The 14,292-nt window shown below is 72.4% G+C and carries 15 protein-coding genes and 1 pseudogene; 14 read left to right on the top strand and 2 right to left on the bottom strand.

From position 1 onward, the window contains the following. Nucleotides 1-37 precede the first annotated feature (37 nt). From GGG17_RS03755 to GGG17_RS03780, 6 genes are all read left to right on the top strand, one after another. On the top strand, nucleotides 38-763 hold the full coding sequence (locus GGG17_RS03755) for a maleylpyruvate isomerase family mycothiol-dependent enzyme (protein ID WP_154592443.1): 726 nt from the start codon (nucleotides 38-40) through the stop codon (nucleotides 761-763). Between the two features lie 227 nt (nucleotides 764-990). Next, nucleotides 991-1,965, top strand: a complete 975-nt coding sequence (locus GGG17_RS03760) for an ABC transporter ATP-binding protein (protein WP_154592444.1) — start codon at nucleotides 991-993, stop codon at nucleotides 1,963-1,965. Further along, entirely contained in the window at nucleotides 1,962-2,837 is an 876-nt protein-coding gene (locus tag GGG17_RS03765; RefSeq protein ID WP_154592445.1) for an ABC transporter permease, read from the top strand. The genes GGG17_RS03760 and GGG17_RS03765 overlap by 4 nt, the downstream gene beginning before the upstream one ends. After that, complete coding sequence (locus GGG17_RS03770) at nucleotides 2,834-3,748, top strand: ABC transporter ATP-binding protein (protein ID WP_154592446.1); 915 nt, start codon at nucleotides 2,834-2,836, stop codon at nucleotides 3,746-3,748. The genes GGG17_RS03765 and GGG17_RS03770 overlap by 4 nt, the downstream gene beginning before the upstream one ends. After that, complete coding sequence (locus GGG17_RS03775) at nucleotides 3,745-4,476, top strand: ABC transporter permease subunit (RefSeq protein WP_154592447.1); 732 nt, start codon at nucleotides 3,745-3,747, stop codon at nucleotides 4,474-4,476. The genes GGG17_RS03770 and GGG17_RS03775 overlap by 4 nt, the downstream gene beginning before the upstream one ends. Nucleotides 4,477-4,528: 52 nt before the next feature. After that, nucleotides 4,529-5,767 (top strand): MFS transporter, encoded by a 1,239-nt coding sequence (locus tag GGG17_RS03780; protein ID WP_195849104.1) that lies wholly within the window; start codon nucleotides 4,529-4,531, stop codon nucleotides 5,765-5,767. A 35-nt stretch (nucleotides 5,768-5,802) separates the two neighbouring features. Here the strand turns inward: GGG17_RS03780 and GGG17_RS03785 are convergent, their stop codons facing one another. Together GGG17_RS03785 and GGG17_RS03790 are read right to left on the bottom strand one after the other, a co-directional pair. Then, nucleotides 5,803-7,851: an NAD(+) synthase gene (locus tag GGG17_RS03785; protein ID WP_154592449.1), complete on the bottom strand. Its 2,049-nt coding sequence runs from the start codon at nucleotides 7,849-7,851 to the stop codon at nucleotides 5,803-5,805. Between the two features lie 172 nt (nucleotides 7,852-8,023). Further along, nucleotides 8,024-8,542: an Lrp/AsnC family transcriptional regulator gene (locus tag GGG17_RS03790; protein WP_019285356.1), complete on the bottom strand. Its 519-nt coding sequence runs from the start codon at nucleotides 8,540-8,542 to the stop codon at nucleotides 8,024-8,026. A 379-nt stretch (nucleotides 8,543-8,921) separates the two neighbouring features. Here GGG17_RS03790 and GGG17_RS16825 point away from each other — a divergent pair, with 379 nt between their 5' ends. From GGG17_RS16825 to GGG17_RS03825, 8 genes and pseudogenes are all read left to right on the top strand, one after another. After that, nucleotides 8,922-9,053, top strand: a complete 132-nt coding sequence (locus GGG17_RS16825) for a hypothetical protein (RefSeq protein ID WP_283809744.1) — start codon at nucleotides 8,922-8,924, stop codon at nucleotides 9,051-9,053. 40 nt (nucleotides 9,054-9,093) lie between these two features. Next, a complete protein-coding gene (gene purB / locus GGG17_RS03795) occupies nucleotides 9,094-10,500 on the top strand; it encodes an adenylosuccinate lyase (protein ID WP_154592450.1) in 1,407 nt (468 codons plus the stop codon). A gap of 226 nt (nucleotides 10,501-10,726) precedes the next feature. Beyond that, nucleotides 10,727-11,251, top strand: a complete 525-nt coding sequence (locus GGG17_RS03800) for a barstar family protein (protein ID WP_195849105.1) — start codon at nucleotides 10,727-10,729, stop codon at nucleotides 11,249-11,251. A 5-nt stretch (nucleotides 11,252-11,256) separates the two neighbouring features. Then, entirely contained in the window at nucleotides 11,257-11,814 is a 558-nt protein-coding gene (locus tag GGG17_RS03805) for a guanyl-specific ribonuclease (protein WP_154592452.1), read from the top strand. Nucleotides 11,815-11,869: 55 nt separating this feature from the next. After that, nucleotides 11,870-12,503: pseudogene (locus tag GGG17_RS17415) on the top strand (GTP pyrophosphokinase); the annotation flags it as partial. 450 nt (nucleotides 12,504-12,953) lie between these two features. Continuing rightward, nucleotides 12,954-13,652, top strand: coding sequence for a class I SAM-dependent methyltransferase (locus GGG17_RS03815; protein ID WP_195849106.1), 699 nt, complete (start codon nucleotides 12,954-12,956; stop codon nucleotides 13,650-13,652). A 68-nt stretch (nucleotides 13,653-13,720) separates the two neighbouring features. Then, complete coding sequence (locus GGG17_RS03820) at nucleotides 13,721-14,038, top strand: metal-sensitive transcriptional regulator (RefSeq protein WP_154592455.1); 318 nt, start codon at nucleotides 13,721-13,723, stop codon at nucleotides 14,036-14,038. Nucleotides 14,039-14,065: 27 nt separating this feature from the next. Next, nucleotides 14,066-14,284, top strand: coding sequence for a heavy-metal-associated domain-containing protein (locus GGG17_RS03825; protein ID WP_154592456.1), 219 nt, complete (start codon nucleotides 14,066-14,068; stop codon nucleotides 14,282-14,284). Nucleotides 14,285-14,292 lie beyond the last annotated feature (8 nt).

The raw sequence follows: 14,292 nt of genomic DNA on the forward strand, positions 1-14,292 counted from the left end.
GCGGCCGGCCCCGTCCGAACTGGCTAGGGTCGGGGCCATGGATGCAGCGCAGCGCCTCGAGGCCCTCACGGCCGCCGTCGACGCCATCTCCGCCAACGGGGCCAACCTCGCCGCCGAGGTCGACTGCCCCACCTGCCCCCACTGGACGGTCGAGGACCTGGTCGACCACCTGGGGCGGGTGCACCTGTGGGCCGCCGAGGCCACGCGGGGCACCGAGCGCCCATCGATGGGCGAGCGGGAGCAGGGGGACCTGACCCTGGGCGAGTGGTATGCCGACTGCGGCCGCCGGCTGGTGGACCGGCTGCGCGAGGTCGACCCCGCCGCCGAGTGCTGGACCTTCGACCGGGACGACCGCACGGTGGGCTTCTGGATCCGGCGGCAGCTGCACGAGACGACGATCCACTGGGTCGACCTCGCGCGCGCGCACGGCATCGAGGCGGACATCAGCGACGCCGTGGCCGACGACGGGGTCGACGAGCTGCTGCACCTCTTCGTGCCGCGACGGGTCGAGGACCCGCAGACCGCGCTGCCCCTGCCCCTGCAGATCCGGGCCACCGACACGGGCTCCGTGTGGTGGGTGCAGGAGTCGGACGGGGTCGTGTCGGCGGGGCGCGGCGAGGAGGGCGAGTCGGTCGCCGAGATCCGCGGCGAGGCGGTGGAGCTCTATCTCGCGCTGTGGGGCCGCACCAGCCGTGAGGCCCTGCACGTCGACGGGGAGGCCGCCCCGGCACGCGGCTTCCTGAAGCAGCAGCTCTGCCCCTGATCGGGCCGGTCTGTCAGCGGCGACGGCGCACCCGCGTCTCGTCCCACACGGGCGATGCCCCTACCCCCGGCGGGGGCATCAGCCTGGGGGACGAAGGCCGGTCGATGCCCCTACCCCCGGCGGGATCATCAGCCTGGCGAACGAAGGCCGGTCGATGCCCCTACCCCCGGCGGGTCAGGGGGATCACCCATAGGCCGGCCCGGGCGGCGCGCCCTAGGGTGAGGAGCATGACAGGCGAGGGGGAGAGCGTCGCCCGGGGGACACCGGTGATCCGCACGCGCGGGATCACCATGGAGTACCCCCGGGTGCGGGCGCTGGACGCGCTGGATCTCGACGTGGGTCAGGGCGTGACCGGGCTGGTGGGCGCCAACGGGGCCGGCAAGTCGACGCTCATCAAGGTGCTGCTGGGCCTGCTGGCGCCGACCAGCGGTGACGCGCAGGTGCTCGGCCACGACGTGCGCTCGCAGGGCGCGGCGATCCGGGCCCGTGTCGGCTACATGCCCGAGCACGACTGCCTGCCGGCCGACGTGAGCGCCAGCGAGTTCGTCGTGCACATGGGCCGTATGTCGGGCCTGCCCCACACGGTGGCCCGGGAACGAGCGGCCGACGTGCTGCGGCACGTGGGGCTGGCGGAGGAGCGCTACCGCGTGATGGGCGGCTACTCCACGGGCATGAAGCAGCGGGCCAAGCTCGCCCAGGCGCTCGTGCACGACCCCGACCTCGTCCTGCTCGACGAGCCGACGAACGGCCTGGACCCGGCCAGCCGCGACGACATGCTCGACCTGGTGCGGCGCATCGGGACGGACTTCGGCATCTCGGTGCTGGTCACGAGCCACCTGCTCGGTGAGCTCGAGCGGGTCAGCGACCACGTCGTCGTGCTGGACGGCGGGCGGCTGCTGCGGTCCTCGGCGACGTCCGAGTTCACCGAGGCGACCGGGACGCTGCTGGTGGAGGTGCTCGGCACCACGACCGAGCGCGACCGGCTCGGCCACGCCCTCGCCGAGCGCGGCCTGCAGTGCCACCCCGTCGACGGCGCCGTCGAGGTCGTGCCGCCACCCGGCGGTGAGGTCGGCGGGGTCGACGTACGAGACCTGGTGCGCGACACGGTGATCGACCTCGACCTCGGTCTCGTCCGCATCCAGGAGGGACGGCACCGGATCCAGGACGTCTTCGCCGTCCGCGAGGAGGTGGCGCAGCCATGACGGCCCGCATCCACGACCTCGGCTACCGCGGCTACGACGGCGAGCGCCTGTCCGACGGCGCCGTCGCCCGGTCCCTCTACGTCCTCGGGCTGCGGCACGCGTTCGGCCTCGGCCGGTCGATGAGGTCCCGCCTGCTGCCCCTCGGTCTCCTCGCGGTCTCCGTGCTCCCGGCGCTCGTCATGGTCGCGATCACGGTCTTCGTCAAGCTGGACCGGCTGCCGATGACCTACGACCGGTATGCCGACACCATGCAGACGATCACCGCGATCTTCGTGGCCGCGCAGGCGCCCGTGCTGTTCTCGCGCGACCTGCGCTTCCGCACGCTGCCGCTCTACCTCGCGCGGCCCATGCGCCGCAGCACCTATGTCCTGACCCGGCTGGCGTCGCTGCTCACCGCCATCCTGATCGTCGTCACCCTGCCCGTCGTCGTGCTCTGGCTCGGCGCGCTGCTGGGCCGGCTCCCCTGGCAGGACCAGACCCGCGAGATGCTCAAGACCCTGCCCCTGCTCGTGATCCTCGCCGCGCTGCTCGCGGTGATCGGTGGGCTGCTGTCCAGCCTCACGACCCGCCGGGGCATCGCGGTCGTCGCCATCGTCGCCACGCTCTTCGTCAGCTCGGGCGTGGCCAACGCCATCGCCGCGATCGCCCAGTCCGCCGACGGCTCCACGCCGATCCACGGGGTGTGGGCCGGCGCGCTCAACCCGTGGACGCTGGTCGGGGGGCTCGGCACCTGGTGGTTCGACCTCGCCCCGACCCTCGCGCCGCCGCGCGACCTCGCCGACGGCGCCGTCTACCTCGGCGTCGCCGCCCTGGTCGTCCTCGGCGGCACGGCGCTGCTGCTGCGCCGCTACGCGAAGGTGGGGTCGGCATGAGCACCCTCGCCCTGCACCAGGTCTCGCGCTGGTTCGGCGACCTCGTCGCCGTCAACGACGTCACGATGGACATCGGACCCGGCGTCACGGGCCTGCTCGGCCCCAACGGCGCCGGCAAGTCCACCCTCATCGCGCTGATGTCGGGCTTCCTGTCGCCGTCGGCGGGGTCGGTGACCCTCGACGGTGAGCCCACCTGGCGCAACCCCGGCGTCTACCGCCACCTCGGGCTCGTGCCCGAGCGCGAGTCCGTCATGGAGCACCTGACGGGGCGGGCGTTCGTGCGGGCCAACGCCGAGCTGCACGGCCTGCCCGATCCCGGCGCCGCCGCCGAGCGCGCCATGGAGCTCGTCGAGATGAACGACCCGGCGTCGCGCGTCATCCGGACCTACTCCAAGGGCATGCGGCAGCGGATCAAGATGGCGAGCGCCCTCGTCCACGAGCCGGCGGTGCTGCTGCTCGACGAGCCGTTCAACGGCATGGACCCCCGCCAGCGCATGCACCTCATGGAGCTGCTGCGGCAGATGGGGTCCGACGGGCGCACCGTGCTGTTCAGCTCGCACATCCTCGAGGAGGTCGAGCAGGTCGCCCGCCAGATCGAGGTCGTCGTGGCCGGACGCCACGCCGCGAGTGGGGACTTCGGCGCCATACGGCGGCTGATGACCGACCGACCCAACCACTATGTCGTCCGCTCCTCCGACGACCGCCGGCTCGCCGCCGCCCTGGTCGCCGACCCTTGCGTGCGCGGCGTCTCGTTGCGGCCCACGGGAGGCCTCGAGGTCGAGGCCACCGACTTCGGCCGCTTCACCCACGTGCTGCCCCGCGTCTCGCGCGACCTCGACGTCCGCCTGGTCGAGGTCAGCCCCACCGACGAGTCGCTGGAGAGCGTCTTCTCCTACCTGGTGTCCTCATGAATCCCACCGTGGTCCGCCTCGCGTTCTCCTCGCTGCTCGGCCGCGCCCGCTCGCTCGGCCTGCTGGCCCTGCCGCTCGTGCTGCTCGCGGTGTGCCTGCTGGCCCGGCTGGCCGGCGGCGAGCCCCAGTCCTCCGACGGCACCCTCGGGCGCGCCGTCCTGTCCGGTCTCGGCCTCGCCGTCGTCGTCCCCTTGCTCGCGCTGCTCGTGGCCGCCCAGCTGCTCGGCAACGAGATGGACGACGGCACCATCGCCTACCTGCTGTCCAAGCCGATCCCCCGCTGGCACATCGTCGTCAGCAAGCTCGTCGCCGCGATCACGACGACGCTGCTGCTGGGGGCGGTCTCGATGGCGCTCGCCTCGCTGATCCTCGACCACACCGATCCCGGCAAGGCGCTCGGGTGGGCGGTCGGCGCCGCCGTCGCGTCCGTGGCGTACTCCGCGCTGTTCCTCGCGCTGTCGTCGATGACCAAGCACTCGGTCGTCTGGGGCCTGATGTACCTCCTCGTGTGGGAGGGCGCCCTGGCCACCCTCCTCGAAGGCATCTCGTGGCTCAGCATCCGGTCGTGGAGCACCCGCATCGCGGGGTGGGCGGGCGACATGTCGGTGATCAGCGCCGACAGCGCGCCCCTCGGCTATGCCTGGGTCGCGTCGGGCGTGGTCCTCGTGGCGGGGACCGTCTGGGCGGCATACCGCCTGCGCGGCCTGTCGATCACCGGGGACGACTGATCAACCTCGATTTTTGCTTGACATCGAGATATCCCCTGTCAAGATTTCTTGTATGACGGAACCGCTGACCCGACGGGGCATCCCCCTCGACCCCCGGCTGCGCTCGCTGGCCGCGATCACGCTGATCGACCGGATGGGCAGCGGCGCCTACCTCACGATCTTCGCGGTCTACTTCACCCGCAGCGTGGGGCTGTCGGCGCACGACGTCGCGCTGGCGCTGTCGACGGCGGCCCTCGTGGCGGTGCTGGTGTCGGTGCCGGCGGGCCACCTGGCCGACATCCGCCAGCCGCGGGCGATCGTGACCGTCGCCTCGCTCGGTGCAGCCGTCTCGGTGTGCCTGCTGACGCTCGTGCACTCCGCGTGGGCGCTGGTCGCGATGGTGGCCGTGCAGACGCTGTGCGAGCGGCTGTCGAACGGCGCCCGCAACGCCCTCATCCCGCGGATCGCGGTGGGCGGCGAGGGCGTTCGCTTCAAGGCCTACCTGCGTGCCGTGACCAACACCGCCATGGCCGCGGGGGCGACGCTCGGCGGGGCCGCGCTGTTCCTCGACACCACGGCGGCCTATCTCATGGCCTTCGCGCTCGACGCGGCATCCTTCGCGCTGGTCGCGGTGCTGGCGCGGCGGCTGCCGACCGTGCCGCTGGTCACCCACGACACGCCGGGGTCGCGCTGGCAGGTCTTCCGCGACCGCCCCTACGTCGCCGTCACGCTCGCCATCTCCGTGCTGTCGATGCACTTCATCATCATGGAGGTCGGCATCCCGCTCTCCCTGGTCAACGCCTTCGGGGCGCCGACGTGGCTGGTGGCGGCGACCCTGCTGATCAACACCGTCATGTGCGCCACCTTGCAGGTGCGGCTGTCGCGCAGCTCGGACTCGGTGCTGACGGGCCGCCGGACGCTGCTCAGCGGATCGATCTGGGTGGCGGGCGGATTCGTCCTGTATGGGCTCGGGGCGTGGCTGGGCGGGACCGCGCTCGTGGTGCTCGCGCTCGCCGGCGCGGTCGTCCACACGGTCGGCGAGATGATCTCGTCCGGCGGGCAGTGGGGGGTGCAGTTCGGGCTCGCCCCGCAGGAGCGCCAGGGGCAGTACCAGGCCTTCGGCTCGCTGCCGTTCTCGCTGTCGGGGATCGCCGCGCCGCCGCTGATCGCCTGGCTGTGCGTCGACCACGGCGCTGTGGGGTGGTGGGTCCTGGCCGCCGTGATGATGGCAGCCGGGGCGGCGTGCGTCCCTCTGGCGGGATGGGCGCTGCGCACCCGCGATCAGTATGGCGTGACCACCCACACCGGCTGACCCGCAGGCGCTCCCCCCGACGCCCGCCGGCTGGGTCAGGCCGTGGGGACCCCTGCCTCCAGCTCGGCCAGCCACAGGCGGGGCGAGGCGTCGGAGGGCATGCGCCAGTCGCCGCGCGGCGACAGCGACCCACCGTTGACCACCTTGGGGCCGTTGGGCAGCGCCGACCGCTTGAACTGCTGCGTCACGAACCGCTTGCAGAACACCTCGAGCCAGCGCCGGATCTCGGCCAGGTCGTAGGCGACCCGCTGGTCCTCGGGGAACCCGGGCGGCCACTCGCCGACACCCGCGTCGTGCCAGGCGTGCCACGCGAGGAAGGCGATCTTGGACGGCCGGTAGCCGCGCCGCAGCACGTGGTAGAGCGAGAAGTCCTGCAGCGCATAGGGCCCGATGGACGCCTCGGTCGACTGGGGCTTCTCGCCCTCGCGCGTCGGCACGAGCTCCGGCGTGATCTCGGTGCCGAGGATCGAGGTCAGGGTCTCCCCCACCTCGTCCGAGAACTGGCCCGACGTCACGACCCAGCGGATGAGGTGCTGCATCAGCGTCTTGGGCACGCCGGTGTTGACGCCGTAGTGGGACATCTGGTCGCCGACGCCGTAGGTGCACCAGCCGAGCGCCAGCTCCGACAGGTCGCCCGTCCCCACGACGATGCCGCCCTGGTGGTTGGCGAGGCGGAAGAGGTAGTCGTAGCGCAGCCCGGCCTGGACGTTCTCGAAGGTGACGTCGTAGACCTCCTCGCCGCGCCCGAAGGGGTGGCCCATGTCCGTCAGCATCTGCGTCGCCGCCGACCGGATGTCGAGCTCGGCGAAGGTCACGCCGAGCTGCTCGCACAGCCGCTGGGCGTTGGTCTTGGTGTGCTCGGTGGTCGCAAACCCCGGCATGGTGTAGGCCAGGATGTCGGTCCGGGGGCGACCGAGCCGGTCCATCGCCTGCGCGCAGACGAGCAGCGCGTGGGTCGAGTCCAGGCCGCCGGACACCCCGATCACGGCCTTGGGGTGGCCGATCGCCCGCATCCGCTGCTCGAGCCCGGACACCTGGATGTTGTAGGCCTCGTAGCAGTCCAGCGCCAGCCGCTCCGCCTCGTCCGGGACGAACGGGAAGCGGTCGACCTTGCGCCGCAGCCCGATGTCGCCGGTGGGCGGCTCGAGTGTGAGCTCGATGGTGCGGAAGGCGGACACGCGGTCGGCGTGGGTGCGGCGGTTGTCGTCGAAGGTGCCCTGCCGCAGCCGCTCCGCCACGAGCCGCTCCAGGTCGACGTCGGCCACCGAGCGGGCCGGGCCGTCCGGGAAGCGCTCGGACTCGCCGAGCAGGTCGCCGTTCTCGTAGACGAAGGTCTGCCCATCCCAGGACAGGTCGGTGGTCGACTCACCCTCGCCGGCCGCGGCATACAGATAGGCCGCCAGGCACCGCGAGGAGGCGGAGCGCGCGAGGAGCTTGCGGTCCTCCGCACGGGCGACCGTGATCGGGGAGCCGGACAGGTTGGCGAGGACCGTGGCGCCGGCGAGAGCGGCCTCGGCGGACGGCGGCACCGGGACCCACATGTCCTCGCAGACCTCGACGTGCAGCACGAGGCCCGGCACGTCGGTGGCGTCGAAGAGCAGGTCCGGGCCGAACGGCACGCGGACGCCTGCGACCTCGATCTCGCCGCGGACGTCGTCGCCGGGTGCGAAGTGCCGCCGCTCGTAGAACTCGCGGTAGGTCGGCAGGTTGGACTTGGGGGCGACGCCGAGGATCTCGCCGCGGTGGATCACGACCGCGCAGTTGTACAGCCGGTTGCGGTGACGCAGCGGCGCCCCCACGACGAGCACGGTGGTCAGAGCGGCGGTCTCGGCGGCGACGCGGCCGAGCTCGCGGTCGACGGCCTCGAGCAGCGGCTGCTGCAGGAAGAGGTCGTCCAGGGCGTAGCCGCTGATGCCGAGCTCGGGGAAGACCGCCACCGCAACGCCGTCGTCGTGCAGCTCGCGGGCCGCCGCCACGATCTCGTCGGCGTTGCGGGCGGGATCGGCGATCGCGGTCGGTGCGGTGCAGGCGGCCACGCGCGCGAAGCCGTGGTGGTAGGCGTTGTAGAACCTCTCGGCTGGCATGCCGCCATCCTGCCACCCGGCCCGCGCGGAGCCCTGCTCGTCGCCGCTCCACGCGCCATTGGTCACCAATGACGTCCCGGAGCCCCGATTGAACGATCCAAAACGTCACTGGTGACCAATGGTGGAGGCCTGATCGGGCGGTTGGGGATCCTGGGCCGTATGGCGGAGGGGCCTACCGCGTCTGGGGTCGCCGCCCGGTGGCCCGGCCACGGCGCGGGCGATGCTGCGCTGCGACGCCCTGGGCCACGAGCAGGTCGGTGCGATAGGGGATCACCTCGCGCAGGTAGATCGTGGTGGAGGTGCGAATCACGCCGGGCGACAGGCGGATCAGCTCCGAGACGCGATAGAGGTCGTCGGGGCCGGTGGCCACCACACGGACCAGCAGGTCCGTCTCGCCGGCCGGCGCCATGCACTCGACGACCTCGGGGATGCGGCTGAGCGACGCGATGGCGGCGTCGATCTGGTGCTGGTCGAGCTCGGCCGCCACGTGCGCCGAGACGCCGTAGCCCAACGACTCCGGCGTGACGCGGGACGAGTGCCGTCGCAGGACCCCGTCCTCGCGCAGCCGCTCGAGCCGGGCCTGCACCGTGCCGCGGGCGAGGCCGGTGCGCTGCGCGAGCAGCATCACCGTCATGCGGGGGTCCTCGTCGAGCGCCAGCACGATCCGACGGTCGGTCTCGTCCAGGGCCATGAACGCCTCCTGTCCCACCACGCCCTCGCGCGGTGGTCGGTCTGATCGATGTTGCGCACCTCGCCGCGCACGCATCAATCATATCGACTAATTGCAGCGATCGGCGTTGCGCAGGTTGATCGTCATACGGTCTGATCGAGGTCAGCAGGGTCGACGGGACACCATCTCGACGACCCGGGCCGGCCTCACCACCACGAGCGTCGACCCGAGAGGAACGGCGCGACGCCCACGAGGCCGAGCGGCGGACCAGCCGGCAGCCCACCCGCTGCGGACCTCCTCGAGAGCACCAGCGCCAGGGGCGCCGACGACACCGTCGGCGCCCCTGCTGCATGCGAGCACACCCGCCGGGAGCGGTGACCAGCGGGGCTGGCTCCGAGGGATGCTGGTCGGCGCCGTCGGCGGAGGACTCGTCGGCACCGTGTGGATGCTGATCGACAACGCCCGCCGGCGCAGGGCCGCTCGCGCCCAGCTCGAGGAGTCCGACCGCCGGGAGCTGCCCGGCGAGGACTGAGCGGCGGGCGGCATACGGCCTGGCTGGCAGAATGACGACCATGGCCTCCCTCGCTGACGTGACCCCTCCCATCGCCCTCGGCGCCCTCGACGGTCGCTATCGCAAGGCCGTCGCGCCGCTGGTCGACCACCTGTCCGAGGCCGCGCTCAACCGGACGCGCGTGCACGTCGAGATCGAGTGGCTGATCCACCTCACGCAGCACCAGGTCGTGCCCGGCGTCCGGCAGCTCACCGACGCCGAGGTCGCGCAGCTGCGGGCGATCGTCGGGGACTTCGGGGCCGAGGACATCGCCGAGCTCGCCGAGATCGAGCGCGAGACCGTCCACGACGTCAAGGCGGTCGAGTACTACCTGCAGCGTCGCGTCGACCGGATCGCGCCCGAGGACGCCGCCCAGCTCAAGCAGCTCATCCACTTCTGCTGCACGAGCGAGGACATCAACAACCTCAGCCATGCCCTGATGATCCAGGGGGCGGTCCGCGAGGTGTGGCTGCCCAAGGCCCGGTCGGTCGTGGACCAGCTCGCCGAGATGGCGCGGGCGCTGCGCGACGTCCCGCTGCTCGCCCACACGCACGGCCAGCCCGCCACGCCCACGACCATGGGCAAGGAGATCGCCGTCATGGCGCACCGCCTCGGCCGGCAGCTGCGGCGGATCGAGGGCCAGGAGTTCCTCGGCAAGCTCAACGGCGCCACCGGCACGTATGGCGCCCACCTCGCCGCCGTCCCCGACGCCGACTGGACCGCGATCTCCGAGGCCTTCGTCGAGGGGCTCGGCCTCACCTGGAACCCCCTCACCACGCAGATCGAGAGCCACGACTGGCAGGCCGAGCTGTATGCCGACACCGCCCGCTTCAACCGGATCCTGCACAACGTGTGCACCGACTTCTGGACCTACATCTCCATGGGCTACTACGCCCAGGTGCGCGGTCAGGGCACGGTCGGGTCGAGCACGATGCCGCACAAGGTCAACCCGATCCGCTTCGAGAACGCCGAGGCCAACCTCGAGGTGTCGTGCGCGCTGCTCGACGTGCTCGGCTCCACGCTCGTGCAGTCGCGGCTGCAGCGCGACCTCACCGACTCCTCCATGCAGCGCAACGTCGGGACGGCCTACGGCCACTCGATGCTGGCGCTGGACAACGTCGCTCGCGGGCTCGCCGGCCTCGACGCGGTGCCGGAGCGCATGGCCGCCGACCTCGACGGCAACTGGGAGGTGCTCGGCGAGCCGGTGCAGTCGGCGATGCGGGCGCTCGGGGCGCAGGGCGTCGCCGGCATGGACAACCCCTACGAGCGGCTCAAGGAGCTGACCCGCGGCCGCCGCATCGGGCAGGCGGAGCTGGTGGAGTTCGTGCGCGGGCTGGGGCTGCCGAGCGAGGTCGAGGAGCGGCTCGCCGCGATGACGCCGCAGACCTACGTCGGGCAGGCCCCCGCGCTCGTCGACCGCCTGCGCTGAGGTGCGTCCGCCCGCCAGCGCGGTCCTCTGACGACTCCCCCCGCGCGCAAGACCGGGACCACTTCTGGTGGTGACAGCCACCAGAAGGAGCCCCGATGTCGGGTTGTCACCTCGTCGGGGCGGGGGCCGCATGGCGGTCAGGTCCCGCACCCGCGCGCCCACCGGAGGCACACTGACGAGAAGTCCAGGCCACGGGCTTGCCCTGGTCCGCGCAAGGAGGTCGCTCATGTCCACCAACCCGATCGACACGTGGGTCACGGTCCCGCGCCGCCTGCGCCGCTGCTCCGAGTCGCTCGCGCCCGGCGTGTGGTGGGTCCGGCACGAGGCCATCGACGCCTCTCGCGCGCGGGCGCTGCTGCTGGACGACGACTTCGCCGTGGTCCCCCTCAAGGGCGACCGCCTCACCACCATGCGCCAGGCGCAGGCCGCCATCGCCGCCGCCCTGCGTCTGCCCGGCTCGGCCGCCGTCAACCTCGACGGGCTGGTCGACGCCCTGCGCGACCTGGACCTGTGGTGGCCGCGCACCCGTCGCATCGTCCTGCTCTGGTCCGAGGCCCAGGTGCTGCGCGAGGCCGACCCCGACGGGTTCGCCGAGCTCGTGTCGGTGCTGTCCGAGGCGCACGAGAGCCTCTGGCGCTCCGAGCGCGACGCGGCAGTCACCGGCGACGAGCACGAACGCGTCCTCGAGACCGTCCTCGTCCCCGCCTCCGACGCCGCACCCATGGACCCGACCGACCCCGCCATCCAGTGACGCGTATGCCGCCCGCCCGCCGACTCGCGGCCCTGCTGCTCGGCGGCGGCGTGCTTGTGGGCGGCGGCGGGCTCGCGGGGTGCACGACGCCCGCCACCCAGGGCGATGACGGCGGCCGGGCGACGACGGGGGCCACCGGCATACGGTCTGCGAGCCCCGCGACCTCCGCGCCCGGCAGCGCGACTCGCCGCTCGACTCCTCCCCGCTCCACTGCTCCCCGATCGACCGCTCCCCGCCCGAGCGCGCCCCGCTCGACGGGCCGGGCCATCCCGCCCTGCTCGCCGCAGGAGCTGCCGGCCGAGGTGCCACCGGTGATCGCGGCGATCCGTGCGGGCGGACCGTTCCGGCACCCCCGCAACGACGGCGTGACCTTCGGCAACCGCGAGCGGTTGCTTCCGCAGGAGGCACGCGGCTACTACCGGGAGTACACCGTGGACACGCCCGGCGCCTCGACGCGCGGCACCCGACGGATCATCACCGGCGGCGGCTCGGCGCGCAGCCCGCTGCACTGGTACTACACGGCCGACCACTACGAGAGCTTCTGCGAGATCGGCGACGCCTAGGGTCTGCCGTCGGACACCGGCTCGCGCACCCGCCCGCGTGGTGCAGGCTTGCCGCATGGCAGGCAAGCAGGCGCAGCGGATCAGCAAGGCGACGGCACGCTACGCCGAGGACCTCCCTCGGGTGCAGGCGGCGACCGACGCCTACGTCGCGCTCGTCACCCAGCTCCTCGACGACGCCGGCATCAACTACCTCACCGTCACCGGGCGGGCCAAGTCCGTCGAGTCGTATGCCGCCAAGGCCGCCCGCCGCGTCGCCGGTCGCCTCGTCCACCGCCACCCCGAGACCGAGATCACCGACCAGGTCGGCGTCCGTGTCGTGACCTATGTCCTCGCCGACGTCGAAGCCGTCGCCCAGCTGCTCGGCGCCCAGCTCGTGCTCCTCGACGACCGGGACATGGGGCGCGAGACCGCCGCCGAGGGCCGGTTCGGCTACTCCAGCCGCCACCTGCTCGTGCAGCTCGACCCCGCGCGCGAGGGCGCCGGCGGACCCATGGCCGGACGCAAGGCCTCGGTGCAGGTCCGCACCGTCCTGCAGCACGCGTGGGCGGAGTTCGAGCACGACATCCGCTACAAGGGGTCGGTGCCGGAGGAGCATGCACCGGACCTCGACCGCCGGTTCACCCTCGCCGCGGGCCTGCTCGAGCTCGCCGACCAGCAGTTCTCCACGATCCGCGAGCGCCTGCGCGAGGCGAGCGGCCCCTCGACCGAGCAGGACGAGGACGACCCCCGCATCGGGGGCTCGGACCTCGCGGCCTTTCTCGCGGGACAGTTCGCCGACGCCGGGTGGTCCCGCACCGACCACTACTCGTGGGTGTCGGGACTGCTGCTCGAGCTCGGCATCACCTCCCTCGCCGAGCTGCGCGACGTCCTGCGCGGCGTCGACCACGCCGCCATCGAGTCGCGGATGGGCTACCACTACCCGCCCGGCGCGGTCCGCCGCCTCGACGACGCGCTGCTGTGGGCCTTTGGCGAGCGGTATGTCGGGCTCCACGGCAACGCCCACCGCCGTCCCCTGCTCGAGACCCGACTGGCGCGCCTGCGCGGCGACGCCTGACCCCTCTCCCACGTGCACACGTTGCGGTCTCGACGCGAGATCCTCACGCCCCGCTGACGGGGAGGCTCGACCTAGGGTGAAAGGCATGGGATTCGACGAGGGCCGGGACGAGACGATCCGATACCACGAGGAGCTCTACTCCGCGCCGGACGCGAAGGACCCGGACGCCTGGCTCAACCGGCCGGCCCCCATCGTGATGGACGCCCTCGCGCACCTGGACCGCTCGAGGCCGATCCGCGTCTATGACCTGGGCGCCGGATCGGGGCGGCACGCCATACCGCTCGCTCGGACCCTGCCCACCGGGTCGCGCGTGGTGGCGGTCGACCTGCTCGACCTCCCGATCCAGCAGCTCAAGGAGCGTGCGGCCCACGAGTCGGTGGCGGACGTCATCATCCCGGTGGTGGCGGACCAGGAGACCTACGAGTTCGACAGGGGCGAAGCCGATCTCGTCGTCGGGGTGTCCACGCTCGAGCACGTGTCGAGCGTCGAGGCCTTCCGCGGGCTGCTCGAGCGGATGCGCGACGCCACCGCGCCGGGCGGCGTGGACGTCCTGGTGATCGCCACCGACCGGCACGAGGTCGCCGACGGCGAGACGCGGCCGGCCCAGACCGAGCTGGACCTCGGCGCGGACGAGGCGATCAGGATCGTGGACGAGGTGTATGCCGGGTGGACCGAGCACCGCCGCGACGAGTCCGGCTTCGGCGTGACGGAGGAGCGCGACGGCCGGGCCTACGAGCTGCGCTCCGTCAACGTCCGCCGCGTCCTGCAGCGGCCGACGCGCTGACCGGCCCACCGGCCCAGGGGCCCAGAGGCGTAAGGAATACCCCATGGGGGTATACAGTTGACCTCATCATGAGCAGCGACACGTGCCCGCACCACCCCGCCCCGGCGTACGTCGAGACGGACCACAAGGACGCCTACCTCAAGCGCCTCAAGCGCATCGAGGGCCAGGTGCGCGGTGTGCAGCGGATGGTCGACGAGGACACCTACTGCATCGACGTCCTCACCCAGATCTCGGCCATCACCAAGGCCCTGCAGGCCGTCAGCCTCGGTCTGCTCGAGGACCACATCGGGCACTGCGTCGTCGACGCCGCTCGCGAGTCCGACGAGGCTGCCGCCGTCAAGGTGGCCGAGGCCTCGGCCGCCATCGCCCGCCTCGTCAAGAGCTGAACCCACCCCACGCCAAGGAGATCCGTCATGAGCCAGACCACCACCATCACCGTCAGCGGCATGACCTGCGGCCACTGCACCAGCGCCGTCACCTCCGAGCTCAAGGAGGTCCAGGGCGTCACCGACGTGCAGATCGACCTGGTCGCGGGCGGCGACTCCCCCGTCACCATCACCAGCGAGAGCCCCGTCGACCCGGCCGCGATCGAGGCCGCCGTGGACGAGGCGGGCTACACGGTGGTCAAGTGACCTCCACC

It is taken from the genome of Arsenicicoccus cauae, from assembly GCF_009707125.1.
GTDB lineage: Bacteria > Actinomycetota > Actinomycetes > Actinomycetales > Dermatophilaceae > Arsenicicoccus > Arsenicicoccus cauae.